We start from the raw sequence: 26,305 nt of genomic DNA on the forward strand, positions 1-26,305 counted from the left end.
ATTGATTTAGGAAGTGAAGTTATGAAAAAAGAAAATAAAAATATAGTTTTGGATGTAATTCTTGTCGCAATAAGTTTATATTTGGCTTTATTACTAAAATTTGATTTCAGGATCCAACCTGATTATAGAGAGTTTTTTATATTATCAATATTTCCAGTTGTAGCATTAACAATTATATTTAATATGATATTCAAACTATATAGTAATATTTGGAAATATGCATCTGTTGAGGAGTTATTATCGATAGTATATTCTATGACTGCTTCTAATATAGTATTTATAATCTATGGTTATTTTATAAGCCACACTATGTTAAAAAGTAGATTTTTTAGATTTCCAATAACTGTTCATATTATATTTTGGTTATTGAGCGTAATAAGCTTAGGTGGAGTTAGATTTTTATATAGAATCATGGAGAATAATGGAACAGATAAAGGACCGATTAACAAAAAAAAGAATTTGTTAATTATAGGTGCTGGAGATGCTGGAGCTATACTTATTAAAGAAATAAATAATAATAGTACTTTGCACTATAAAATTGTTGGGTTGATTGATGATAATATAAATAAGATAGGTAAGAGGATTCATGGAGTAAAGGTTGTAGGAGATAGAAATAAGATTATATCCTTTTGTAAGCAAAACAAAGTTGATGAAATAATGCTTGCGATGCCATCAGTGGATAAGAATACTAAGAAAGAAATTTTAGATATATGTAAGCAGGTGACAAAAAATATTAAAACCATGCCAGGTATTTATAAAATTATTGATGATAGCATAAATGTAAATCATATGAGAGATGTGAACATTGATGATTTATTGGGAAGAGAATCAATAAAGCTAAAATCGGAGCATATAGAAAGATATATAAAAAATAAAACAATACTAGTTACTGGTGGTGGTGGAAGTATTGGGTCTGAAATTATTAGACAAATAGCAAAATTCTCACCTAGAAAAATAATTATCCTGGATATATATGAGAATAATGCTTATGATTTAGAAATGGAATTTAACAGAAACTATCCAGAAATAAATAAACAAGTAATTATTGCTTCTGTAAGAGATATGATAAGAATAGATCAAATATTTGACGAGCACAAACCAGAAGTGGTATTCCACGCAGCAGCTCATAAGCATGTACCTTTAATGGAGGGAAATGCAGGGGATGCTATTAAAAATAATATTTTAGGTACATATAATGTAGCTAAATGCTGTAATAAATATAATGTTAAAAAGTTTGTTTTAATTAGCACAGATAAGGCAGTAAATCCAACTAATGTAATGGGAGCCACTAAAAGATTTTGTGAACTTATAATTCAAGCTTTTAATGAAGTTAGTAAAACAGATTATGTAGCAGTTAGATTTGGAAATGTTCTTGGAAGTAATGGTTCAGTAATACCGCTATTTAAAAAGCAAATTGAAAAGGGTGGACCAGTAACTGTAACCCATCCAGAAATAACAAGGTTCTTTATGACTATTCCTGAGGCTGCTCAATTAGTTATTCAAGCTGGTGGTCTTGCAGATGGTGGAGAGATATTTGTATTAGATATGGGTAAACCGGTTAAAATGGTTGATTTAGCAAGAGATTTAATAACATTATCTGGATATAAGCCAGATGTAGATATTAAAATAGAATATGTGGGATTAAGACCAGGTGAAAAGTTGTATGAAGAGCTTTTAATGGATGAAGTAGCACTTACATCTACAGAGCATAATAAAATTTTTGTAGAAAAACCTAAAGATGCTACTATAGAATTTATTGAAGAAGCTATAAAACAGTTTAGAAATGTAGATAATATGAGTAAAGAAGAAATAATAAAATTGCTTGAAGAGAAAGTTCCTACATATAAAAGAAAGAGAGACTAAGATATGTAACGAATTGTGTAATCTAATAAATTACTAATGGGAGGAACAATTATGAGTCAATTAAAGGAAGATTTATTATTAAAATTAAAGAATAAAACAGCTAAACTAGGTGTAGTAGGTCTTGGATATGTAGGACTTCCTCTAGCAGTAGAAAAAGCTAAAGCGGGATATGAAGTTATAGGATTTGATGTTCAAGATAAAAAAGTTGCTATGGTTAACAATGGAGAAAATTATATAGGTGATATAGTAGATAATGACTTATCAGACCTTGTTAAAGCAGGTAAGCTAAAAGCAACTACGAATTTTAGTTTCATAGAAGAAGTAGATACAGTATGTATAGCTGTACCAACACCTCTTGATCTTTATAAACAGCCGGACTTATCCTATGTAGTTAACTCAACAAAAGATGTAGCAAAATACTTAAAGCGAGGAATGCTTATAATTCTTGAGAGCACAACCTATCCTGGAACAACGGATGAAGTTATAAAACCAATTCTTGAAGAAAGTGGATTAAAATGTGGAGAAGATTTCTTTTTAGCATTTTCACCAGAAAGAGTAGATCCCGGTAATAAGGAATATAACACTAAAAATACACCTAAGGTTGTAGGTGGATGTACACCAGAGTGTACTGAGGTTGCAGGAACTTTATACAGATGTGTATTAGATGGAGAAATTATGGAGGTATCGTCACCAGCAGTAGCTGAGATGGAAAAAATTCTTGAAAATACCTTTAGAAATATAAATATAGCCTTAGCTAATGAAATGGCAATATTGTGTAAGAGGATGGGAATTGACGTTTGGGAAGTTATTGAAGCTGCGAAAACTAAGCCTTATGGGTTTATGCCATTCTATCCAGGTCCAGGTCTTGGTGGCCACTGTATACCACTAGATCCATTCTACTTAGAATGGAAGGCTAAAGAGTATGATTATCACACAAAACTTATAGAGACTTCGGGTATAATTAATGATTCTATGCCAGAATTTGTAGTTGAGAATGTGATGAAGCTTTTAAACGGACATAAAAAGGCATTAAATGGCGCAAAAGTACTTGTTATGGGTGCAGCATATAAAAAAGATATAGATGATATGAGAGAATCACCAACATTGAAAGTCCTTGACATATTAGAGAAAAATGGTGCGGAGATAATGATTAATGATCCATATATCCCATCTTTTAAACATAAAGGTATTGAATATATATCAGTAGATTGGCAAAAAGAAATTGATAATGCAGATATAGTAATTATCACTACAGATCACAGTTGTTATGACTATGAATTAATGGTTGAAAAGGCTAAGCTCCTTTACGATACAAGAAATGCGACAAAGAATGTTCAAAAAAATAGAGATAAAATAAATAAACTTTAACATATTTAGGGATTGAATTTAGATACAGTACAAAAATAGTACTGTATCTAAAAATTATGAATAAAAATTAAGTGGAAAATGTAGCAAATAATTAACTATATTTAAAGGGTTTGAGTTTAGTCTTAGTCCTGAAAATATATTAGGAGGAATTAAATATGAAAATTTTTAATGTAGCTGTTATTGGATGTGGAAGAATATCTTATAAGGGAATAGAAGCAGTGGTGAATAATAAGGAGAGTTTGCAATTAGTAGCAACTTGTGACCCTATTGAAGAAAAAGCTATTGCTAAAAAAGATGAGTATATCGAAAAGTTAGGTAAGGATGCAATAGTAAATACATATAAAGATTATAAAGAAATGTTAGAAAAAGAAGATATAGATATAGTGTATATAGCAACTGAAAGCGGATATCATCCAGAAATTGCTATAAATTGTATGGAAAAACATATGCATGTTATAGTTGAAAAACCAATGGCGTTATCAATTAAAGATGCTGATGAAATGATAGCTTGTGCTAAAGAAAACAATGTTAAATTATGTGTATCACATCAAAATAGATTTAATACTGCTATTCAAAAACTAAGAAGTGAAGTTGAAGCAAATAATTTTGGCAAGATGGTTAATGGTACAGCAAGAATACTTTGGAATAGAAACATGGGATATTATGAGCAAGCTCCTTGGAGAGGGACTTATGAACTTGATGGTGGAACATTAATGAATCAATGTATCCATAATATAGATTTACTACAATGGATGATGTGTTCAGATGTTGATACAGTATATGCTCAATGTGATACTTTCTTAAGAGATATTGATGCTGAAGATTTTGGAGCTATACTAATAAGGTTTAAAAATGGCTCTATAGGAATAATAGAAGGAAGTGCTTGTGTGTATCCTACGAATTTAGAGGAAACATTAAGTATTTTTGGGGAAAAGGCAGCTGTTTGCATAGGTGGTCTTGCAGTAAATAAAATTGAAACTTGGAGAGTTGAAGGTTCAGAAGAAAGTGAAGAGGAAGTTTTAGCAGCTCAAGAAGCTGATCCAGATAGTGTTTACGGATTTGGACATACTTTATTATTTAAAGATGTAGTAGACTCTATCATAGAAGATAGACAGCCACTAGTAAGTGGAGAAGAGGCTAAAAAACCATTAGAAATAATATTAGCTGCATATAAGTCTACGGCAACAGGTATGCCTGTTAAGTTTCCACTAGGAGATTTTTCTACTATGGATATGAAAAAAGTGAAAAATAAGTAAATAATAGAATTCGTATATTAGTATGAGATTCTTAATTAATTGAAACACTATACATGACAAGGAAATATAGTAAGAGGTGTAATAAGTGAAAATTTGTATATTAACATCTGGTCATGATATATTTGATAATAGAATATATTATAAGGAAATTTTATCTTTAAAAAAAGAATATAGTGATATATATTTAATTGCTCCAGGTAATAAAGATTTTATTACGGAGGATGGTATTAAAGTTAAGACTTTTCAAGGTCGAAAATCGTGGCATGATAGACTACGTCCTATGAACAGAATGCATAAGCTAGCGTTAGAAGTTAATGCTGATATATATCATGCTCATGAACCAGATTCTTTTCAAATAGCTATAAAGCTAAAGAAGAAGCTAGGGTGCAAAATAATTTATGATTCTCATGAATATCATCCACAGGGATTTGCAGAACATTTTAAATTTGGTAAGACAATTATAACTAAATTAATATATGGATATGAGAAAAGGAATGCAAAAAAAGCAGACTATATTATCAGTGTAAATGATATTTTAATTAATAAATTTAAATCTTATAATGATAAGGTAGAGTTAATACCAAACTATCCTGTAATTGATAAACCACATATTAAGAAACTTAATTCAACCCCTACATTTATCTATGTAGGGGGGTTAAGAGAAGATCGAGGAATATTTAAAATTATACAAGCTATAAAAAAAGTAAATAAGCCATATAAATATTATTTTATTGGACCATTTGAAACAAATGAATTTGAAATAAAGGTCAAGGAACTGTGTAATGATAATATTAGTGATGGTGAAATTGTTTTTACTGGTAAAATACCACATAAAGATGTTTTTAAATATCTATCAATGGCACATGTTGGATTTGTATTGTTGCAACCAGATAATTGGAGATATATAAATTCAGAACCAATTAAGTTATTTGAATATATGATGACAGAAACTGCAATTATTGCAAGTGATTTTCCGATGATGAAAAGTATAATTAATGAAGGGAAATCAGGAGTTGTTGTTGACCCAACAGATGTTAATGAATTATCAAATGTAATTGTTAAGTTAGGAAATGATTTAAATTCTACAATGAATATGGGTAAAAATGGAGTTAATATAGTTAAAGAAAAATATAATTGGAGCATATGTGAAGAAAGACTTTTAAACTTATATAGAAAGCTTTCAAAGTATTAATTTTAATGAAAGGAGATATATATGAACAATAATATTCATGTTTTAGTAATTCCATCTTGGTATTTAACTAAGGAACATAAATTAAGAGGTATATTTTTTAAAGAACAAGCAACTAATATTCAAAAGTTAGGTGCTAAAATTGGAATAATATATCCAGAAGTTAGATGGTTATCTCTATTGAATTTTACTAATTTACGTAATAACTATTTTCAAACAAAAGAGCATTTAGAAGATGGACTTATTACTTTCAGAAAACATGGATGGAATATATATCCAAGGTTTCCTCGAAAGCAGGCTGAATATTGGGTAAAACAAGGAATAATATTGGGAGAAAAATATATAAAAAAATATGGTATTCCTGATGTAATACATGCTCAAAGTACTCTTTGGGGTGGTTATGTAGCTATGAAATTGTCTGAGAAATATAAAATACCCTATATAGTTACAGAACACTCATCAGCTTATGTGTTAACTAACATAGAAGAATGGAAGAAGGAAGCTATAAAAGAAATATTTAAAAAGTCTTCAAAAATATTTGCAGTGAGCTCTACTTATGCAAAAAGATTAGCTGAGTATACGGACGGTAAGGAAGTATACATTATTGGAAATTCTGTTGATACAGAATTTTTCACCATGAAGAAATATGTAAGAAGAGAAAAATTCACATTTTTCACAGTAGCTTTTTTAAAAAAGAATAAAGGTATGGATATACTAATAAAGGCATTTAATCTAGCTTTTAAAGATGATAATGTTGTTTTAAGAATAGGTGGAGATGGTGATGAAAGAAAGAATTTAGAGAATTTAGTAAAAGAATTAGAATTAGAAGAAAAAATAGAATTCTTAGGTTCATTAAATAGAAAAGAAGTAAAAATGGAAATGCAAAACTGCAATGTATTTTCTTTGGCTAGTAAATTTGAAACTTTTGGAGTTGTATTAATTGAAGCATTATCTACAGGTACTCCAATAGTAAGCACTAATTGTGGTGGACCTTATGATATTGTTAATGATAAGGTTGGTAAATTAGTAGAAGTTGATAATATTGAAGAGTTAGCGCATGCATTAAAATATGTATATGTAAACTATAGTAATTATAATCAAAATGAGATAAGACAATATTGTATTGATAATTTTAGTAATGTAGCTATAGGGAAAAAACAACTAGAGATTTATAATAGCGTTACTAAAGATAAGGACTGATTCCGCTATACTTATATAATGTTAAAGGGAGAAAACTATGAAAAAAACAAATATACAAATGAATAAAATGATATTATTAATAAATATCATTATTATAATTATTAGTATGATATCTACACCTGATTTAATTATAGTATATTTATTTTATTTAATTTTTGCTATATTAATATATAAATATTTCACGTTTAATACTAAAAGATATCTTTATTTTACTACCTTATTTTATGCAAGTGTTACCTCGGGTAATAGCAAATTTGTTTTCCTATTTTACTTTTTATATATAATTGTTTATTTATATAATTTATATAAGCATAAAAGTAGGAGAAGTTTTAATAAAGGGTATAGTAAAAGATATTTAATATTTTTCATTATCTTCGTTGTGTATTTATTTATGAGTATATTTATAGCTGAAGACAAATATTTAGCGGTAAAAACTTTGTATAGGTATGTAATAATGATTGCACTTTTTGCATTAATGTTTATGGAGAATAATAACAAAGATAAATTAAAAGAAACTATGAGATTCTTTTTAATTTTATATGCAGGAATATTATTTTTAGGAACATTAGAGATATTTAATGTGAATATTGGATTAGAAAATATATATATTAATTCAGGTATTACCTATGAATATACAAAAAGGATTCCAGTTACCTTTTTCTATAATCCCAATAATTATGCAGTAGTTCTTAATTTAGGGATTGCTATGTTATTTACACATAGTTTGCATCTAAAAAAAATAAAAGAAAAATTCTTTATTTATATTTTAATTTCAATATCAATAGTTAATTTAATATTTACAAGATCTAGATTAGGATGGTTAACTGTATTCTTAACTCTACTTATAGTATTTATAGGAGGATTAATTTTAACATTTAAAAATAAAAATATTGGGAAAACATATATGATTAGTTCTGTAGTAACAACAATTTGGATTTTATTTATATTTGTTGCATTATCTTTACCTAATTTTATGTATCCATATTACGGTAAGTTTGCTGATTCTTTAATTATAAATAATGTAAAAAAAGAAATTTTTAAAGTTCCTATTAATGATACACCAGAAATAGTACCCCCAATAAAATTAGAGTATGGTGGTGAAGGATCAGAAAATGAAAGAATAACATTAATTTTAAATGTTCTGGAAGGTGTAATAGGAGAAAAAAGATATTTAGGATATGGTGTTGGAAATATAGGTAAGTATGTGGAGGGGAAAGGAAACACCAATGGATTAGTCAACATTCATAGTTCATGGTTCGAATACCTTGGAGATTTTGGTATAGGTATGTTCATATATTTAATTTTAATATATTGTATGATGTTATGGGATACATTTATAATAACATTAAAAACTATTAATGACGATTGGTTTATTCCTACTATGCTTTTAGTTGTAGGAATTATAATGGTAGTACTAGCTTTTTCACCAAGTACAATTTTAATGTTTACACCATTCTGGACTATATTGGGTATTTGTTTTTCGTTTGTATATAATTGGAAAAATGAAGGATTTATAGTTTTAAGGGAAGGAATGAATTTTATTGAAAAAAATACTAATGATTGTTCAAAATGATTTTGTTAATGACTCAAGAATAATAAAAGAGGCTAATGCGTTGGGAGAGAATGGTTTTGAAGTAAATGTATTAGCTTTACACAATGATGGATTGAAGGAAGTTGAAAAGTTTCAATTTTTTTTAGTAAAAAGAATTAAACTAGCAACAAGATCTAAATTAGGCAAAAATAAATTTAGTCAGGCTTTTAAATTTTGGGAGTTTAAGCAAAAGTGTTTGAAGGAAGCAATAAAATTCAAACCAGATTTTGTTCATTGTCATGATGTATACACATTACCAATAGGCGAAAGGATAATAGGAAAGTTAGGTAAAGAGAACATTAAACTAATATATGATTCCCATGAATTATGGTCTCAAGCCTCTAATAATATAACTATGCCTAAATCTTTATTATATATTCAAAATTCTATAGAAAAGAAAGTTATTAAAAAATGCGATTCAATTATTACAGTCAGTCCATCAATAGTTAAATATCTAAAAAAGGTATATAATTTACAAAAAAGTCCGATACTTATAAGAAATATACCATTTTTATACAAAAATGTTAAAAAAGAAAAATTATTTCATAAACAATTTAAATTAGATGAAACTAAAAAAATACTAATATATCAAGGGGTAATCAGTAAAGGTAGAGGAATTGAAAAATTAATAGAAGCTATGAAATCAGTAGATGAAAAAATAGTTTTTGTAGTACTAGGTAATGGTAGCATGGTTGAAAGCTATAAGAAATATGTTAAAGAGTTGAATCTAGAAAATAGAGTATATTTTCATCCTGCTGTTTCTCCAGATGTGCTAGTAAAATATACAGCTTCAGCAGATTTAGGTGTTAGTATGATAAAAAATATTTGTTTAAGTTATTACTATAGTTTGCCAAATAAAATGTTTGAATATATTCAAGCAGAAATACCTGTATTATGTAGTAATTATCCTGACATGGAGGATATAGTTACTAATTATAGAGTTGGAGAGGTTACAAATCCAGATGATGATAATAATATAGCTACTGCTATTAATAAGATACTATCTGATAATAAAATGTATAAAGTCTATGTAGATAACTGCATTAATGCAAAAGAAGAATTGAATTGGCAATGTGAAAGCGAGAAATTAATTAAGTTGTATCAATCATTATAGTAGGCTTTACAATATATAAAGAAAAATCAATAAAAACATTTTAATTAACATGAAATAATTACGTTTTGCTTCAAGGAGAGCAGTATGTAATAAATTAATTATTTAGGACGTGAAAGTATGGAATTTACTAAAACAGTTTCTATAGTAATACCCTGCAGAAATGAAAAAAAGTATATTGGAAAGTGTATTGATTCATTTTTAAAGCAAACTTATCCCCCCAATTTATATGAAATATTGATATGTGATGGTATGTCTATAGATGGAAGTAGAGAAATAATAAAAAAATATGAAAGTAATTATGAAAATGTAAAATTAATAGATAATAAAGAATTGACTGCACCTAAAGGTATGAATTGCGGGATAGAATATAGCAATTCTAACATAATAATAATTTTTGGATCCCATGCTTATGCTAATGAAAAGTTTGTAGAGAACAATGTAAAGTTGTTGTATAAAGATATGGAAATAGGTTGTGTAGGTGGCCCAATAGAAACAGTAAGTGAGAATGAGGTTGGGCAAGCAATATCTCTAGCTATGAGCTCGCCTTTTGGAGTTGGAAATGCACTTTTTAGATATGCTCAACATGAAGTATTTGTTGATACTGTAGCTTTTGGAGGTTACAGGAAAGAAGTATTGAATGAAATAGGATATTTTGATGAGGAGTTAGTTAGAAATCAAGATGATGAATTGAATTTTAGAGTGATAAAAAATGGATATAAAATATTATTATCACCTTGTATTAAATCAGTTTACTATAGCAGAGGCTCCTTAAAAAAATTATGGAAACAATATTATCAATATGGATTTTGGAAAGTTAGAGTTATGCAAAAACATGGTAAAACTGCATCTATAAGACACCTAATTCCTATGATGTTTGTATTAGGAAATGTCTTAGGGATTTTATTAAGTATATTATTTAAGCCAATATTCTATATATGGATGAGTGTATTAGGAATATACATAATAAGTGATTTATTTGAATCCTTTAAAATTACAAAACAAAAAAGAAAATTATTCAAATATACATCCATAATATTTCCTATATTACATATTAGTTATGGAATTGGATTTTTAGAAGGACTGATTCATTTTTATTTATTTAAATCGAATAAAAAAATAAGTAAAAATACGGAAATGTCAAGATAAGGAGAATTTATATGTATAAAAAAAGAGAAACTTTTTTACCTTATGCAGTGCCGCTAATTGATGATGAAGATATAAATGAGGTTGTAGAAACATTAAAATCAGGATGGGTAGCTAAAGGACCAAGAACTATAGAATTTGAAAAGAGATTTGCAGAATATACAGGTTCTAAATATGCTGTTGCTATGAATTCTGCTACAGCTGCATTACATATTGCCTTGATAGCTGGGGGAGTTAAACCTGGAGATGAGGTTATAACAACTCCAATTACTTTTGCAGCTACAGCTAATACAATAATTCATGTAGGAGCAACTCCTGTATTTGTAGATGTAGATCCAGAAACATTTTGTATAGATGCAAATAAGATAGAAGAGAAGATAACAGATAAAACTACTGCTATAGTTCCAGTACATTATACAGGTCATGCTTGTGATATGGATAAAATTAGAGCTATAGCAGAAAAATATGATCTTTTTGTATCAGAAGATGCAGCTCATGCAATTGATACTTTTTATAAGGGTGATTTAATAGGTAAAAAAGGTGATTGTGCATCCTTTAGTTTCTATGCAACTAAAAATATATGTACAGGCGAAGGTGGAATGCTTACAACTAACAGTGAAGACATAGCTGAAAAAGCAAGAGTAATGTCAACTCATGGCATGAGCAAAGCAGCATGGAATAGATATGGAAAAGGTGGAGCTTGGAGATATGATATAGAATATCCGGGTCATAAGTATAATATGTTCGACATTCAAGCAGCTCTTGCGAAGACACAAATGAATAAATTATCTGCAATGCAAGATAGAAGGAAAGAAATTGTAAAAAAATATGAAGAAGGCTTTTCTACGCTTGATGGAATTAAACTTCCACCAGAAGCAGATTATACTACTCATTCATGGCATCTTTATGTAGTAAGACTAGAGCTGGATAAACTTACAATTGATAGAGATAAGTTTATAGAACTTATGGGAGAAGCTAACATAGGTACCAGTGTTCATTTTATACCAGTACATTTAATGAGCTACTATAGAGAGAATTTTGGTTATAAGGAAGGTGACTTCCCAGTAGCTGAAAGTTACTTTGATACTATACTTTCATTACCATTGTATCCAAAGATGAATGATGATGATGTTGAAGATGTGATTAATGCAGTTACTAATATAATAAAAGAAAATCATAAATAATATCTTACTATATTATGCTAAAGACTTAGTTCTTTTAAAGTAGAATTAAGTCTTTTACTTTATGATTTATATAAATATAACAATTAATTAAATTGTATGAAATATAGGCTTTAGCATTAAAAATATATGATATTAACTCATGCATGATAAATACAAATTAATAAATTCATAATAATTAAAAAATATTTTTTTTGTAAAATAAATGATATAATAGTCTTATGTTCGTACAAGGAGGAAATATTTTGGAGAACAATATAGTAATAGATAAAAAAGAAAAAATAGAAAATAAAAAAATGCAATTTTTTTTAAAAAGAGTTTTTGATATGATACTATCGATTATAGGAATAGTATTATTATCACCCATATATTTAATTATTGCTATAGCAATAAAACTAGATAGTAAGGGGCCAGTATTATTTAAGCAAGTTAGAGTAGGAAAAGATAGAAAAAATTTTACCATATATAAATTTAGAACTATGGTGATATCAGCTGAAAGCAAGAGAGAATTGCAAATAGATCCAACTAATATGGATAACTTTGTATTTCAGAGTAAGAGTGATAATAGAATAACAAAAGTAGGTAGTTTTTTGAGAAACACAAGCCTTGATGAAATACCACAATTATTTAATGTTTTATTTGGCCATATGAGCTTAGTTGGACCAAGACCAGAAATACCTGAAGTTGTAAAATATTATCCAGAAAACTATTATCAAAGATTATTAGTATTACCTGGAATAACAGGACTTGCACAAGTTAGTGGAAGAGGAGAGATAGAATTAGGAAAAACTATTTACTATGATTTAACTTATATATGTAACTTTTCTATTTGGTATGATATAAAAATATTATTTACTACTTTTTTTAAAGTATTTAAGAGAGAGGGAGCTTTTTAAAGATAGAATAGAAATAATTATTTTAGGTTTAAACAAGGTTATATACTAAAAGAATACAGATGTAGTTACAAAGAATAATAGCACGAACACAGCTGTAATAATAATAGATATAAGTATAGAATTAATTTGTGATGTACCTTTCATATATATTAAAATTTTAATATACATGTCGATTTAGTAGGGGAGGGGTAAAATCATGGATAAGAGTAGCAATAAAATTAAGGGGATTTTTTATATTGCAATAGCATCTATAGCCTTTGGAATAATGCCCATTTTAGCAAAGCTTGCATATAAAGGTGGTGCAAATCCAATAAATACCTTAGCTCTAAGGTTTACTTTTGCATCTATAATACTGTTTATATATATAAAAACTAAAAAACTTTCACTTAGGGTAAGTAAAGAACAAATAAAACTTATATTATTTATGGGAGTGATAGGATATTCTATGACATCTATACTATTATTCATAGCATATAATTATATAGATGTAGGTATAGCAGGAATGATATTACATACATATCCTTTAATGGTTATGATTTTATCCATAATAATATACAAAGAAAAATTCAAATTAAAAAAGTTTTTATATTTAATGGTAACTACTATAGGTGTATTTATAATGTTAGATATTAAGGTTGGAAGCATTAATACTATTGGAGTAGTATTGGTATTGTTATCTGCATTATGTTATGCTATATACGTCCTAGGCGCTTCTAATGATAAAGTTAAAAATATAGATAGTTATGTTATGACTTTCTACATATCTATAATTTCAGCAATAGTTGGAAGTACTACAGGAATTGTTACTAATAGTTTTAATAATCCAATCAATTTTTATGGAATTATATCTATATTGTTGATTGCATTTATATCTACTGTTGTTGCATTAATGGCATTCCTAAAAGGAGTAAAGTTAATAGGACCGACTAATTCAGCTATTTTTAGTGCTTTAGAGCCTATAGTATCTTTAGTTTTAGGAGTTATTATTTTAGGAGAATCCATATCTTTTAAAATAATAATTGGAAGTACTATTATTATCTTAGCCATGATTGAATTGGCTAAGGATACCATTAGGAATTAGGAAGACTGTATCAGTGTAAATTGCAAAACTATTCTGATACAGTCTTTTAAGATTATAAAATTATATATAAAACATGAATATAGTATAAATTTTTTTGTTTAAACAATAGAGAAGAATAATACTATTTTAACAATTTATTTAGGTAAATAACTAATTCTTTAGTAAGTTAAAATGATAATACATTAAAAATATTCATAATATTCAGAACGGGTTATTAAAAGGTTATTTTGATTTTATAAAGAATAGTAATTATATAGGAAAGTATATTGTAAAGGGGAGATATTAATGAATAAAGTAATAATCAATGGAAATGATCTAAGACTTGAAGATATAGTAAATGTGGCTAGAAATAATTATCAAGTTGAGCTTAGTGAAGAAGCCATAAAAAGAGTAGAAAAATCTAGAGGAATTGTAGATAAAATTGTTGAAGAAGATAGAGTAGTCTACGGAATAACTACAGGGTTTGGAAAATTTTCTGATGTATCTATATCAGGTGAAGATTGCAAAACTCTTCAAAGAAATTTAATTATATCTCATGCTTGTGGCTTTGGAAACAGCCTTGATACAGATATAGTGAGAACAATAATTTTGCTTAGAGCTAATGCTTTATCCAAAGGATACTCAGGAATAAGATTATCAACACTACAAACCTTGGTGGCTATGCTAAATAAGAGAGTTCATCCAGTAATACCGGAGAAAGGGTCTTTAGGAGCATCTGGTGATTTAGCACCATTATCTCATATGGTATTACCAATGTTAGGAGAAGGAGAAGCTGAGTATCAGGGTGAAATAATAAGTGGTAGAGAAGCTATGAATAAAGCTGGTATAGAAGTAGTTCAATTAATAGCTAAAGAAGGTCTTGCATTAATTAATGGTACTCAAGTTATGACTGCTGTTGGAGCTTTGGCTTTATGGGATGGAATAAACTTAATTAAGAGTGGCGATATAGCTGCTGCATTAACAGTAGAAGCACTAAGAGGAATAAGAGATGCTTTTGATTTAAGAACTCATAACATACGTCCTCATGAAGGGCAAATTGAAACAGCAAAGAACATATTAGCTTTAGTAGATGGAAGTTCTCTTGTGACATCTCAAGGGGAAATTAGAGTACAGGATGCATATACTTTAAGATGTATACCACAAATTCATGGAGCTTCTAAGGATGCATTAAATTATGCAAAACATAAAGTAGAAATAGAGATTAATTCAGTAACAGATAATCCAATAGTAACAGAGGAAGGAGACGTTATTTCAGGAGGAAACTTCCATGGTCAACCTATGGCATTAACTTTTGACTTCTTAGGTATAGCTATGAGTGAAATTGCCAATGTATCTGAAAGAAGACTTGAAAGATTAATTAACTATCAATTAAATGATCTTCCAGCTTTTCTTGTTAAACATGGTGGCTTAAATTCTGGATTTATGATAACTCAATATGCAGCAGCAGCTTTAGTTTCTGAAAATAAAATCCTTGCTCATCCTGCTAGTGTTGATTCAATACCTTCTTCTGCGAACCAAGAAGATCATGTTAGCATGGGTACAATAGCAGCTAGAAAGGCAAGGGATATAATAAGAAATGCAGAGAGAGTAGTAGCTACTGAAATTTTAGCGGCATGTCAAGCTATCGATTTTAGAGAGGATTATACTTTAGGTAAAGGAACTAAGGTTGCCTATGAATCAGTTAGAAATGTAGTTAACTTTATAGAAAATGATGTAGTTATGTATAAAGAGATAGATAAGGTTACAGATCTTCTTCGTAGTGGAGAACTAGCTAATAAAGTTGAAGAAGTAGTTAAGGTTAATTATTAATACAACCCTAAAGATTTTAAAGAATTAGTATATTATAATTTAAAAATAAAAAGTGATACCAATATCTATAAATACAGGTATTGGTATCAACTACAAATAAATAGGAGGAGTTAATTATGGCAAGAATAGTAGAATGTATACCTAACTTTAGTGAAGGTAGAGACAAGGAAAAAATTGAAGCTATAGTAAATGTATTTAGAGGAGTAGAGGGAGTAAAGTTACTAGACTATTCTAGTGATGCAGACCATAACAGATCTGTTGTTACTGTGGTAGGAGAACCAGAAGCTCTAGAGAAAGCGATAATAAATATGGCAGAAAAGGTTTATGAAAATATAGATATGAGTGCTCATACAGGAGCTCATCCAAGAATGGGTGCTCTAGATGTAGTTCCATTTGTACCTATCGATGGGATTACCATGGAAGAGTGCGTAGAAATAGCTAATAGAGTTGGTAAAGTAATTGCAGAAAAATTTAATATTCCAGTATATTTATATGAAAAAGCTGCTACAGCTTCACATAGAGAAAATTTAGCAACGGTAAGAAAAGGTCAATATGAAGGCTTCTTTGAAAAAATAAAAGAAGATAAATGGGCACCAGACTATGGTCCAAAAGAAGTTAATGTTAAGGGTGGATGCGTTGCTATTGCTGCAAGACAACCTTTAGTAGCCTTCAATGTAAATTTAGGAACAGACAATTTACAAATAGCAGATACTATTGCTAAGACAGTTAGACATTTAGGTGGTGGATTAAGATTTGCAAAGGCTATGGGAGTAATGCTTGAAGATAGAAATATAGCACAAGTATCTATGAACTTAGTAAACTATGAAAAAACAGCAGTATACAGAGCTTTTGAAATGGTTAAGATGGAAGCAAAACGCTATGGAGTACCAGTAGTTGGTAGTGAAGTTATAGGACTTGTACCAATGGCTGCTTTAATCAATAGTGCTGAGTACTATCTTCAAATAGAGAATTTCTCCATGGATCAAATACTAGAAAGAAGAATAAGCGAATAAAATAGCTTAGGAGTTGAAAGACATGTCTATATTAATTAAGAATATTGATTGCCTGGTTACCTGTGAAGGTAGCCATAGAAAAAAAGGCAAGGAAATGAATGATGCCAATATCATAGAAAATGGTTTTGTATTTATAGAAGATGAGATAATATCTGTTGTAGGAAAAGATGAGGAATATAAATCCTATATAGATGAAGATACCATAATTATTAGTGGTAAAGGCAAAACAGTTACACCGGGACTTGTAGATCCCCATACTCATTTAGTTTATAGTGGAAGTCGTGAAAATGAATTACCGCTAAAATTAAATAAGGTAGGATATATTGAAATCCTAAATATGGGTGGAGGAATATTAAGTACCGTAGAAAACACTAGAAAAGCATCTCTAGATGAATTAGTAGCAGAAGCTAAAAGTAGACTTAATATAATGTTAAATCACGGTACAACTACTGTAGAGAGCAAATCAGGCTATGGTTTAGACTTAGAGACCGAGAAAAAAATATTAGAAGTAAATAAAAGATTGGATAAGACTCATCCAATAGATGTGGTATCTACTTTTATGGGAGCCCACGCTATTCCTAAGGAATATAAAAGTGATAGAGAAGGTTTTATAAAACTTATAATGGAAGAAATGATACCAGGTATAGCAAAAGAAAATTTAGCAGAATTTATAGATTGCTTCTGTGAAGAAGGAGTATTCACTACTGAGGAATGTAGAAAAATCCTTGAAAAGGGTAGAGAATATGGAATGAAACTCAAGCTTCATGGTGATGAAGTTGAATCTGTTAAGGGAGCAGAGCTTGCAGGAGAGTTGAAATGTATTTCAGCAGAGCATTTAATAGCAGCTTCTGATGAAGGAATAAAGGCTTTAAGTGAAAATGATGTGGTAGCGGTATTATTACCATCTACAGCTTTCTATTTAATGCTTGGTAAGTTTGCAAGGGCAAGAGATATGATTGATAATAACGTGGCCGTTGCACTTGCTACAGATTGTAACCCAGGAACATCTCCTACTGAATCCATGCAAAATGTTATGACCTTTGCATGTTTCGGAATGAGAATGCTTCCTAATGAGATAATCAATGCTATGACTATAAATGCAGCTTGTGCTATTAATAGAGAAAAATCTGTAGGTTCTATAGAAAAAGGTAAAAAGGCAGATATAGCTATATTTAATAGCAAAAACTTAAATTATCTAGTTTATCACTTTGGAATAAATTCTATAGACAAGGTAATAAAAAATGGTAAGATAGTTGTAGATAGAGAAAAAAATAAGTAATTACAGGAGGAATATTTATGTTAGATACAAAAACTGTGAGAGAGTTTATTGGAGAATTAGGTTCAAATTCACCAGCTCCAGGTGGAGGAAGTGTAGCAGCTCTTTGTGCATCATTATCTAGTGCATTATCATCAATGGTTTTTAACTTAACTGTAGGCAAAAAAGCTTATGAAGCATTAAATGGGGAAGAAAAAGCATTAGTAAATAAATATTTAGAAGTATCAGGAAGAGAAAAGGATGAATTCTTAGACCTTATGAATGAAGATACAGAAGCTTTCAATGAACTTATGGCTGCATTTAAAATGCCTAAGGATACTGATGAAGAAAAAGCTGTTAGAAGTAGTAAAATACAATTAGGGTATAAGGCGGCAACACAAGTACCATTAAAAGTAGCAAGAAGATCCTATGAAATTTATGAAGGAATTCTTGTATGCGTTAAATATGGTAATAAAAACGCTATTTCTGATGGTGGTGTAGCAGCATTATTGGCTCAAAGTGCTATAGAAGGAGCAATTTTAAATGTAAAAATAAATCTTTCTTCTATAAAGGATGAAGCTTATACAGAGGAAATTAGAAGTGAATTAAAAAAATTAAGTGAAGATGGTATGAAAAAGCAAAAAGAGATATTAGCTATTGTAAATCAACATATGTAGCTTAAGATAATTACAAACACTATATAAAAGAGAATGTCTCAGGGAAGAATATCCATTGAGTGCATTCTCTTTTTTAATAAGATTATAGTTATAAATATAGTTATAACTATGAAGAACTCACTAAATAATTTTTAAATTAAAAAGATACAGAGAAGCGATACCTCTAATTTTTATTATGCTAAGTTGCTAAGTTTTAAATCAATATTATTTGTGTAAATATGAAAATTATGCTTAAATGTAAAATAATGAAGGCGATGAATGTAAAAATATGTTGACATGTAAATATTTTTGTATTAAATTTCTCAAATAAATTTTGGAAAAAACTGTAACGAATTAACAATATAGTGTATAATTAGTGTATGTTCTAAATGTAAAAATTTATGAATATAATATAGGTTGGAGGGAAGCGTATGTTACTTAGGTTTGAACCATTAGATGACAAAATCATAGTTACACTTCAAGGAGAACTTGATCATCACAGTGCAGAAGAAGTTAGAACTAGGATTGATGATATTTTAGATAAAGATGGATATAAGGCTTTAATTTTTAATTTTTCTGGTGTGAATTTTATGGATAGTTCAGGAATTGGAGCAGTAATAGGAAGATATAAGAAGATGTCCTTAAGGGGTGGCAAGGTGTGCTTAACAAATGTCACACCTACAGTTAAGAGAATATTTGAACTTTCAGGTATGTTTAAAATAATTTCAATGTATGAAAATGTTGAAGAAGCACTAAGGAACATTTAGTGGGAGGAATTAATGATATGGAAAATAAAATCAAAGTTGAATTTAGTAGTTTATCTAAAAATGAAAGCTTTGCAAGAGTTGTAATAGCAGCTTTTGCTGCGCAGTTAGATCCTACATTAGACGAGCTTAGTGATATAAAAACTGCAGTATCAGAAGCAGTTACCAATGCAATTATTCATGGCTATGGCAATGAAAGTGAAGGTAACTTTGTAAAATTAGAGGCTACAATTATTGATAATGAGTTTACAGTAAAAGTAATAGATAATGGTGCGGGAATAGATAATGTAGATATGGCAATGCAACCTCTATATACATCTAGACCTGACCTAGAGAGATCAGGAATGGGCTTCACAGTTATGGAAACTTTTATGGATAGCCTAATAGTAGAATCTGTAAAGGGTGAGGGAACAACTGTAACAATGAAAAAAGCTTTCAACACTGTAAGATAGGTGAAAAATATGAGTGAGAAAATTCATAGAAATAATAACTATAATTATGACGATAATAAGGAACTTATAAAACGGGCTAAAGAAGGAGATAATGAAGCTTTAGAATATTTAACAGAAATGAATTTACCTTTAGTTTCTTCTATAAGCAAAAAGTTTTTAAATAGAGGCTATGAGTACGATGATATATTTCAAATAGGATGCATAGGCCTAGTGAAAGCTATAAATAACTTTGATGAGAACTTTAATGTAAAATTTTCTACATATGCTGTTCCAATGATTATAGGAGAAATAAAAAGATTTTTAAGAGATGATGGAATGATAAAGGTAAGTAGAAGCATTAAAAATACGGCTAGAAAGTTACACTATGATAAGGATGCATTAACCAAAGAACTCGGAAGAGAACCCACCATTGAAGAATTATCAGATTATTCAAAAGTAGATAAAGAAGATATAATCACTGCACTAGAATCTGCTAGTAGCATGCAATACCTATATGACACTATTCATCAAGATGACGGAGCTCCAGTATTACTTATAGATAAGCTTAGTGAGGATTATGAAGAAGATAATGAGGTAATTGATAAGCTAGCATTGAAGGAAGCCTTAAATAAATTGGATGTTAAATCAAGGCAAATTATAATACTTAGATATTTTAAAGATAAAACTCAAATTCAAGTAGCTAAGATGATGGGCATAAGTCAAGTACAAGTTTCAAGAATTGAAAAAAAAGTTCTAAAAATCATGAGAGATAGGCTATCGGGGTAAACAGAGTTCTTAGCTTCTTCGAAGGTTAGAAATCGTTATCCAGGGACGTAGCAGCTCTTTACTACCACTTTGAAGAAGTGGGAGTATTAGAGCTGATAGTCATCGGGTAAACAGAGTTCTTAGCTTCTTCGAAGGTTAAAAAAATCATAAGTTTTTAATTTGTAAATTTGAAAAAGATGCGTAAGCATCTTTTTTTGTTTAAATTTTAGTAAAATGCAGATACTATCATTAATACTTTTACAATTTTGATGTTAGGAGGATAATAATGAAAGTAAAAGAAACTAAAATAAAAGCTAAGTTTCAAAATGTATATGAAAGTTCCAAACCTAAACCTACTATATTTAAGAATTCTTTCAGAGCCTTTTGGACTGGTGGATTAATATGTGTAGTTGGAGAGATTATTTTTAAAACATTGATTTATTTAGGTCAAGATAAATTACAAGCTACTGCATGGGAAACAGTTATTATGATATTTCTAGGAGCCCTTTTAACAGGGATAGGTATATATGACAGAATTGGAGATTATGCAGGGGCTGGATCGGTAGTCCCAATAACAGGCTTTGCAAACTCTATTGTATCACCAGCCATAGAATTTAAAAAAGAAGGATATGTGTTTGGAGTTGCATCAAAGATGTTTACTATAGCAGGACCAGTGCTTGTTTATAGCATTAGTGCCTCTGTTATACTTGGAATATTATATTATATTTTTAGGTGGTAATAATATGGGAAGAAAAGTAGGATTACAAACAGTAGAATTATTGACAAAACCAAGACTTATAGCTACATATACCGTTGTTGGTCCCAAAGAAGGGGAAGGTCCATTAAAGGATAATTTTGACGAGATTCTAGAGGATGATTTATGTGGTTGTAAGACCTTTGAATCGGCAGAAAGTAAAATGCAATTACATGTAGTTCAAGAAGTACTTAAAAAAGCACACCTTAAAGAACAAGATATCTCTTATGTTTTTGCTGGGGATTTAATAAATCAATTAATGCCATCTTGTTTTATGGCAAGAGAAGTAGATATTCCATTTTTGGGTTTATATGGGGCATGTTCAACATTTATAGAAGCACTTTCACTAGCATCAATATGTTTAGAAGCAGATATAGGTAATCATATGATGGCAGTATCTTCATCTCATTTCTCGTCATCAGAGCGTCAGTTTAGAGTACCTCTAGAAATGGGAAGTCAACGAGCTCCATCATCTCAATGGACAGTTACAGGTGCAGCAGCAGTGGTATTAGCTAAAAAGGGAAATAATGTACCTCGTGTAACTCATATTACCCTTGGTAAGGTAAAGGATTATGGAATAACTGATCCTAATGAAATGGGAGCAGCCATGGCTCCAGCAGCAGTTGATACTATAAAACAACATTTTCAAGACACAGGTAGAAAGCCTAGTGATTACGACATCATTGTCAGTGGAGATTTAGGTTCTGTTGGTAAGCAAATAACTACTGAGTTATTAAAGGAATATGGCTATAATATAGGAACAAATTATATTGATTGTGGTGATGAAATATTTGATTGTAAATCTCAGAGTACCAACTGTGGAGGTAGTGGAGCAGGATGTTCTGCTACAGTTATGAGTAGTATGATTTATAAAGGAATGATACAGAAAAAGTATAAAAAGGTGTTACTAATTGCTACAGGAGCTCTTCTAAGCACCATATCTAACTATCAAGGTGAAACTATACCAGGTATAGCCCATGCCATTGCTCTAGAGTTTGGGGGTGAATAAATATGTGGGGAGATTTTCTAAGGGTTTTTGTAGTTGGTGGAATCATTTGTGTAATAGGTCAAGTTTTAATGGATACCACAAAATTAACTCCATCTAGAATATTAGTTATCTTTGTAGTATCAGGGGTAGTTCTTCAAGGATTTGGCATATATGAAAAGATAGCTGAGTTTGGTTTATCGGGAGCTAGGATTCCTCTACCTGGATTTGGATATTCCTTAGCTAAAGGTGTTATGGAGGAAGTTGATAAAAATGGTTTATTAGGAATTGTCACAGGAGGTGTAAGTGCTACTTCTGCAGGCATAGCGGCTGCTGTAGTATTTGGATACCTAATGTCAGTACTATTTGACTCTAAAACGAAGTAAAGCATATAAAAAGTCTTCTCAAATTTGTGTATTTGAGAAGACTTTAATTTTATAGTTTTATAATAGAATTATTTAGCCTCTTATACTATTACTAAATATTTTAGGGATCATAGTATAGATATTTAACAGATGATTGAAAGCTTCAGGCTTATTTTCACTATTTCCAGTGTTACCTTCATTTCCAGTATCACCACCAGGATTAGATGGGCCTACAGGAGGTGTAGTTGTATCACCAGGATTTGTATTTTCACCAGGTTTATTAGGATTAGGTATTTTATCTTTATCCTTGTCTTTATCTTTTTCTTTATCTTTATCCTTGTCTTTATCTTTTTCTTCAACCTTATATTCTGTAGGATCTTTAGCCACTGGAGCTAGGTATTTATTATCAAGCATGTTACCAGAATATAATCTAGTATCACGAGTTATAAATACTACTTTTTGTATTTTACCTTTAGGTGTTTTATCAGAAGGTAAGTAATATTTACCATCAGCAGCCTTTACAACGTCAAGTTCCACATGGATATTATCCAGAGTAGTTGGTTGAGTACCACTTATAAAGATTTCAGAGTAAATTCTATTTCCCCTAGGATCCCTCTTAGTAAGCGCCGTTGGAAGGGTTCCAGAATCTTTAGAAATATAAGCACTAGTTAATCCACCAGGAGCCTGAAGAGATTTATATTCAAGTCCCTCATGAGCTGCTGCCATAATATTACCCCATAGACCAGCTGGAACGCTACTACTAGTAAAAGGTAATTCCTTACTATTATCATAACCCATCCATACAGCGCCTGAGTAGTAAGGAGTTAATCCGCTGAAATAAAGGTTTTTGGTAGATTCAGAGGTACCAGTTTTACCCCTAACTTCCATATTCCCAAATCTTGCTTGTGGACCTGTGTTGTTCACAGAACCTTCAAGCATATCATAAACAATATAAGCTGTTTGTGGAGAAATTACTTGCTTAGATTCAAGTTTTGGCTCAAGTAGAACTTTACCATTCTTATCAGTAACCTTAGTATATATTCTTGAAGTAGTCATATTTCCTTGATTTCCAAAGGTACCAAAGGCTTGAGCCATTTCATAAGGTGTAGTTCCATCTATTTCACCTAGAGATAAAGCAGAAATACTAGTTCTATCTCTATCAGTTATACTTAATCCAAATTTTTCTCCATAGGATGCTGACGTATCTAAACCTATTCTATCAACTACAGATACTGCCACGGTATTTTTAGAAAGAGCAAGAGCATCACGGATAGTAATATATCCGTCAAATACATAATTCCAGTTCTGTGGAACGTAGGAACTGCCTTTATCTGGATATTTAGAACCAATAGAAGTTGGTAATGGACCATCTACAAATACTGACCCTGCAGTTAAAGTTTTACCTTCAATAGCTGGAGCATATACAGTAAGTGGCTTTATACTAGAACCTGGTGAACGTAGGAAGGTTTGACCATCCTTTCCAACAGAGATAGCTCTATTATAAGACATAGCTGGTTGATCACCAATACCACCAATTATAACTTTAACTTCACCCTTAAGATAATCTGTTATTATAGCAGAGGCTTGAACTCCATCTGCCTTAGAGCCTTGAGTATCTTTAAGATAATTGTTCATAATTTTTTGTACTGAATCCTGAAGTTTTCTATCCATGGTTGTATATATTCTTAAACCACCAAAGGTGATTTTTTCATAGGCTTCAGCTTCAGTATATCCATAGGTTTTCATTAAATCCTTTGCCACTTGTTTTATTACAGGTCTTGAAAACCATTCATAAACCATTTTGTCACCCTCTAAAGTTGAGAAATTTAGCATAAGAGGTTCTGCTAAAGCAGTATCATATTCCTCTTGAGTTATTTTTCCCAGCTCTAGCATTTTAGCAAGAACCAATTTAGTTCTTGGTGAGTCAAAGGCTTCTTTCTTTTCAAAGGCTTCATAGGCATTCATATAAGATATAGTTGGATTCTGAGCAGCACTTGCTAAAAATGCACATTGCTTAAGGGTTAAACCATCTGCTACAGATTTTCCAAAATACATGGTTGAAGCAGCTTCAATTCCGTGAGCGTTACCGCCTAAAAAGATAGTATTCATGTATTCGTTAAGAATTTGTTCCTTAGATAGAAGCTTTTCTAACTTACGTGCCAAATAAATCTCTTGAACTTTTCTTTCTATATTAGCCCTATTATTTATAGAATCTTCAAGGAAAAACTTATACTTAACCAACTGTTGAGTAATAGTTGATGCACCTTGGATTTCATCATTAGATAAACCAAGAATTATTTTAGCATCTTGGATTACAGCTCCTCCAAGTCTTCTTATGTCAACACCTTTATGTTCTAAAAATCGTTGATCTTCAATACTTACAAAGGCGTCCTGTAGATATTTAGGTACTGTAGATATATCTACAGAGATTCTTTTTTCAGGAGTCTTATACTCATCCATTTCTTTTCCTTTATTGTCATATAGAAGTGTAGTTTCTCCATTAGATAAAAATATATCAAGATCAAGCTCTGGAGCTGTTTTAATCATGCCAGATATAATACCAAAACCAGCAGCTGCACAAGTTATTATTAAAAGTAGTAAAACTATATATATTACTTTAAAGACTTTACGACTTTTCTTCTTGGGCTTTTTTTGCTTAGGTTTAATTTTTTTATTTTCTCCCATATTCTCCTCCTTTTATGATGAACATATCTTCGATACTATATTATAACTTATATGCTAGTATAAATACAATATAGTATTCTTCAATGAAGTTCTTATACATATACATATATTGGATATTGAATAATTTTATGTAACACATTATACATTTATTAACATTATACCACATTTATAAAGGAGTAATACTATGAAATCATCTTTGAAGTTAAAATTTACCATAATAATTTTTTTAATTATGACTTTTTTAATAACTTTTATATATACTTTAGATAAAATTATAATGCCAACGGTAAAATTAGTGGCAGATGCACAGATGAGAGCAGAGGTCACTAATACAATAAATAAAACAATTTTCCAGGAATACTCTAAGAATTTTAATTATAATGATATAATAAAATTTGATAAGGATAATGATGGAAACATCATAATGATGTCAGCAGATACTTTAAAACTAAGTGAAATTGCTACATTGACTGTATTAAAAGCACAAGATGAATTAGAGGAAAAATCTAAAGTAGACATAAAGATACCCATGGGATATGTGACTAAAAATAATATTTTAGGTAGATTTGGTCCAGATGTAAAAATAAGAATGAGGCCTATAGGGCATATTACTACTAGATATATATCCGAATTTGAAGATGCAGGAATAAATCAAACTAGGCATAAAATTTATATAGAAACCACCACTAGAGTAAAGATGATTATGGCAGTATCTTCTAGTGAGTTAGAAATAGTTAATGAAATACCTATAGTTGAAACCATTATAGTTGGAAGGGTACCAAGTACTGCAATACAAATGGATCTTAACGGTAATTAGAAAGTGTGATGCTAATCACTGAATAAATTCTTTTTATAGTGTACTATTTATGTAAATAAATATAGATATATGAAAATATATAATTAATTTAAATAGTAGGAATTTCCTATAGAATAAATAATTA

General features: G+C 29.9%; 23 protein-coding genes. 22 read left to right on the forward strand and 1 reads right to left on the reverse strand.

The genetic code is table 11. The annotated features are described in order from the left end of the window. Positions 1-21: 21 nt before the first annotated feature. The 21 genes from B2694_RS14000 to spoVAE all read left to right on the forward strand — a co-directional run bounded on the left by B2694_RS14000 (position 22) and on the right by spoVAE (position 22,700). Entirely contained in the window at positions 22-1,863 is a 1,842-nt protein-coding gene (locus B2694_RS14000) for a nucleoside-diphosphate sugar epimerase/dehydratase (protein ID WP_346886270.1), read from the forward strand. 51 nt (positions 1,864-1,914) lie between these two features. Continuing rightward, positions 1,915-3,231, forward strand: coding sequence for a nucleotide sugar dehydrogenase (locus B2694_RS14005; RefSeq protein WP_346886271.1), 1,317 nt, complete (start codon positions 1,915-1,917; stop codon positions 3,229-3,231). A gap of 155 nt (positions 3,232-3,386) precedes the next feature. Continuing rightward, positions 3,387-4,487 carry a Gfo/Idh/MocA family oxidoreductase gene (locus B2694_RS14010; RefSeq protein WP_346886272.1) on the forward strand — a complete coding sequence of 367 codons (1,101 nt, stop codon included), beginning with the start codon at positions 3,387-3,389 and terminating at the stop codon, positions 4,485-4,487. Between the two features lie 85 nt (positions 4,488-4,572). Next, the gene (locus B2694_RS14015) at positions 4,573-5,679 is read left to right on the forward strand and encodes a glycosyltransferase family 4 protein (RefSeq protein WP_346886273.1); all 1,107 of its coding nucleotides are present in this window, start codon (positions 4,573-4,575) and stop codon (positions 5,677-5,679) included. 21 nt (positions 5,680-5,700) lie between these two features. Further along, on the forward strand, positions 5,701-6,876 hold the full coding sequence (locus tag B2694_RS14020) for a glycosyltransferase (protein ID WP_346886274.1): 1,176 nt from the start codon (positions 5,701-5,703) through the stop codon (positions 6,874-6,876). A 391-nt stretch (positions 6,877-7,267) separates the two neighbouring features. Next, on the forward strand, positions 7,268-8,449 hold the full coding sequence (locus B2694_RS14025; RefSeq protein WP_346886275.1) for an O-antigen ligase family protein: 1,182 nt from the start codon (positions 7,268-7,270) through the stop codon (positions 8,447-8,449). Beyond that, complete coding sequence (locus tag B2694_RS14030; RefSeq protein WP_346886276.1) at positions 8,418-9,581, forward strand: glycosyltransferase family 4 protein; 1,164 nt, start codon at positions 8,418-8,420, stop codon at positions 9,579-9,581. The genes B2694_RS14025 and B2694_RS14030 overlap by 32 nt, the downstream gene beginning before the upstream one ends. Before the next feature lie 117 nt (positions 9,582-9,698). Continuing rightward, positions 9,699-10,727 carry a glycosyltransferase family 2 protein gene (locus B2694_RS14035; RefSeq protein ID WP_346886277.1) on the forward strand — a complete coding sequence of 343 codons (1,029 nt, stop codon included), beginning with the start codon at positions 9,699-9,701 and terminating at the stop codon, positions 10,725-10,727. 11 nt (positions 10,728-10,738) lie between these two features. Continuing rightward, a complete protein-coding gene (locus B2694_RS14040) occupies positions 10,739-11,908 on the forward strand; it encodes a DegT/DnrJ/EryC1/StrS aminotransferase family protein (protein ID WP_346886278.1) in 1,170 nt (389 codons plus the stop codon). 218 nt (positions 11,909-12,126) lie between these two features. Next, entirely contained in the window at positions 12,127-12,801 is a 675-nt protein-coding gene (locus B2694_RS14045) for a sugar transferase (RefSeq protein WP_414632736.1), read from the forward strand. A 196-nt stretch (positions 12,802-12,997) separates the two neighbouring features. Beyond that, entirely contained in the window at positions 12,998-13,882 is an 885-nt protein-coding gene (locus B2694_RS14050) for a DMT family transporter (protein WP_035134402.1), read from the forward strand. A 285-nt stretch (positions 13,883-14,167) separates the two neighbouring features. Then, complete coding sequence (gene hutH / locus B2694_RS14055; RefSeq protein WP_346886279.1) at positions 14,168-15,691, forward strand: histidine ammonia-lyase; 1,524 nt, start codon at positions 14,168-14,170, stop codon at positions 15,689-15,691. A gap of 116 nt (positions 15,692-15,807) precedes the next feature. Beyond that, positions 15,808-16,704, forward strand: coding sequence for a glutamate formimidoyltransferase (gene ftcD / locus B2694_RS14060; RefSeq protein WP_346886280.1), 897 nt, complete (start codon positions 15,808-15,810; stop codon positions 16,702-16,704). A 22-nt stretch (positions 16,705-16,726) separates the two neighbouring features. Further along, on the forward strand, positions 16,727-17,983 hold the full coding sequence (hutI, locus tag B2694_RS14065; protein WP_346886281.1) for an imidazolonepropionase: 1,257 nt from the start codon (positions 16,727-16,729) through the stop codon (positions 17,981-17,983). A gap of 17 nt (positions 17,984-18,000) precedes the next feature. Further along, positions 18,001-18,636 (forward strand): cyclodeaminase/cyclohydrolase family protein, encoded by a 636-nt coding sequence (locus tag B2694_RS14070; RefSeq protein ID WP_346886282.1) that lies wholly within the window; start codon positions 18,001-18,003, stop codon positions 18,634-18,636. A 410-nt stretch (positions 18,637-19,046) separates the two neighbouring features. Continuing rightward, on the forward strand, positions 19,047-19,382 hold the full coding sequence (spoIIAA, locus tag B2694_RS14075; RefSeq protein WP_346886283.1) for an anti-sigma F factor antagonist: 336 nt from the start codon (positions 19,047-19,049) through the stop codon (positions 19,380-19,382). 17 nt (positions 19,383-19,399) lie between these two features. Continuing rightward, the gene (spoIIAB, locus tag B2694_RS14080; protein WP_346886284.1) at positions 19,400-19,831 is read left to right on the forward strand and encodes an anti-sigma F factor; all 432 of its coding nucleotides are present in this window, start codon (positions 19,400-19,402) and stop codon (positions 19,829-19,831) included. Positions 19,832-19,840: 9 nt separating this feature from the next. Beyond that, positions 19,841-20,596, forward strand: coding sequence for an RNA polymerase sporulation sigma factor SigF (sigF, locus tag B2694_RS14085; RefSeq protein WP_035134413.1), 756 nt, complete (start codon positions 19,841-19,843; stop codon positions 20,594-20,596). 265 nt (positions 20,597-20,861) lie between these two features. After that, positions 20,862-21,314 (forward strand): stage V sporulation protein AC, encoded by a 453-nt coding sequence (gene spoVAC, locus B2694_RS14090; RefSeq protein ID WP_346848631.1) that lies wholly within the window; start codon positions 20,862-20,864, stop codon positions 21,312-21,314. 4 nt (positions 21,315-21,318) lie between these two features. Beyond that, positions 21,319-22,338 carry a stage V sporulation protein AD gene (gene spoVAD / locus B2694_RS14095; RefSeq protein WP_346886285.1) on the forward strand — a complete coding sequence of 340 codons (1,020 nt, stop codon included), beginning with the start codon at positions 21,319-21,321 and terminating at the stop codon, positions 22,336-22,338. A 2-nt stretch (positions 22,339-22,340) separates the two neighbouring features. Next, the gene (gene spoVAE, locus B2694_RS14100; RefSeq protein ID WP_346886286.1) at positions 22,341-22,700 is read left to right on the forward strand and encodes a stage V sporulation protein AE; all 360 of its coding nucleotides are present in this window, start codon (positions 22,341-22,343) and stop codon (positions 22,698-22,700) included. A gap of 72 nt (positions 22,701-22,772) precedes the next feature. On the opposite strand, the gene B2694_RS14105 is transcribed toward spoVAE, so the two are convergent. After that, on the reverse strand, positions 22,773-25,364 hold the full coding sequence (locus B2694_RS14105) for a transglycosylase domain-containing protein (protein WP_346886287.1): 2,592 nt from the start codon (positions 25,362-25,364) through the stop codon (positions 22,773-22,775). Positions 25,365-25,548: 184 nt separating this feature from the next. Here B2694_RS14105 and yunB point away from each other — a divergent pair, with 184 nt between their 5' ends. Further along, complete coding sequence (gene yunB, locus B2694_RS14110) at positions 25,549-26,181, forward strand: sporulation protein YunB (RefSeq protein WP_346870404.1); 633 nt, start codon at positions 25,549-25,551, stop codon at positions 26,179-26,181. Positions 26,182-26,305: the final 124 nt, after the last annotated feature.

Origin of the sequence: Clostridium sp. UBA4395 (genome assembly GCF_002390995.1) — a bacterium.
GTDB classification, from domain to species: Bacteria; Bacillota; Clostridia; order Clostridiales; family Clostridiaceae; genus Clostridium_J; species Clostridium_J sulfidigenes.

What these genes read in the sequence shown, in the direction of transcription:
- B2694_RS14000 (WP_346886270.1), top strand. Translation starts at nt 22, where the DNA reads ATGAAAAAAGAAAATAAAAATATAGTTTTGGATGTAATTCTTGTCGCA.
- B2694_RS14005 (WP_346886271.1), top strand. Translation starts at nt 1,915, where the DNA reads ATGAGTCAATTAAAGGAAGATTTATTATTAAAATTAAAGAATAAAACA.
- B2694_RS14010 (WP_346886272.1), top strand. Translation starts at nt 3,387, where the DNA reads ATGAAAATTTTTAATGTAGCTGTTATTGGATGTGGAAGAATATCTTAT.
- B2694_RS14020 (WP_346886274.1), top strand. Translation starts at nt 5,701, where the DNA reads ATGAACAATAATATTCATGTTTTAGTAATTCCATCTTGGTATTTAACT.
- B2694_RS14025 (WP_346886275.1), top strand. Translation starts at nt 7,268, where the DNA reads ATGAGTATATTTATAGCTGAAGACAAATATTTAGCGGTAAAAACTTTG.
- B2694_RS14035 (WP_346886277.1), top strand. Translation starts at nt 9,699, where the DNA reads ATGGAATTTACTAAAACAGTTTCTATAGTAATACCCTGCAGAAATGAA.
- B2694_RS14040 (WP_346886278.1), top strand. Translation starts at nt 10,739, where the DNA reads ATGTATAAAAAAAGAGAAACTTTTTTACCTTATGCAGTGCCGCTAATT.
- B2694_RS14045 (WP_414632736.1), top strand. Translation starts at nt 12,127, where the DNA reads ATGTTCGTACAAGGAGGAAATATTTTGGAGAACAATATAGTAATAGAT.
- B2694_RS14050 (WP_035134402.1), top strand. Translation starts at nt 12,998, where the DNA reads ATGGATAAGAGTAGCAATAAAATTAAGGGGATTTTTTATATTGCAATA.
- hutH (WP_346886279.1), top strand. Translation starts at nt 14,168, where the DNA reads ATGAATAAAGTAATAATCAATGGAAATGATCTAAGACTTGAAGATATA.
- ftcD (WP_346886280.1), top strand. Translation starts at nt 15,808, where the DNA reads ATGGCAAGAATAGTAGAATGTATACCTAACTTTAGTGAAGGTAGAGAC.
- hutI (WP_346886281.1), top strand. Translation starts at nt 16,727, where the DNA reads ATGTCTATATTAATTAAGAATATTGATTGCCTGGTTACCTGTGAAGGT.
- B2694_RS14070 (WP_346886282.1), top strand. Translation starts at nt 18,001, where the DNA reads ATGTTAGATACAAAAACTGTGAGAGAGTTTATTGGAGAATTAGGTTCA.
- spoIIAA (WP_346886283.1), top strand. Translation starts at nt 19,047, where the DNA reads ATGTTACTTAGGTTTGAACCATTAGATGACAAAATCATAGTTACACTT.
- spoIIAB (WP_346886284.1), top strand. Translation starts at nt 19,400, where the DNA reads ATGGAAAATAAAATCAAAGTTGAATTTAGTAGTTTATCTAAAAATGAA.
- sigF (WP_035134413.1), top strand. Translation starts at nt 19,841, where the DNA reads ATGAGTGAGAAAATTCATAGAAATAATAACTATAATTATGACGATAAT.
- spoVAC (WP_346848631.1), top strand. Translation starts at nt 20,862, where the DNA reads ATGAAAGTAAAAGAAACTAAAATAAAAGCTAAGTTTCAAAATGTATAT.
- spoVAD (WP_346886285.1), top strand. Translation starts at nt 21,319, where the DNA reads ATGGGAAGAAAAGTAGGATTACAAACAGTAGAATTATTGACAAAACCA.
- spoVAE (WP_346886286.1), top strand. Translation starts at nt 22,341, where the DNA reads ATGTGGGGAGATTTTCTAAGGGTTTTTGTAGTTGGTGGAATCATTTGT.
- B2694_RS14105 (WP_346886287.1), bottom strand. Translation starts at nt 25,364, where the DNA reads ATGGGAGAAAATAAAAAAATTAAACCTAAGCAAAAAAAGCCCAAGAAG.
- yunB (WP_346870404.1), top strand. Translation starts at nt 25,549, where the DNA reads ATGAAATCATCTTTGAAGTTAAAATTTACCATAATAATTTTTTTAATT.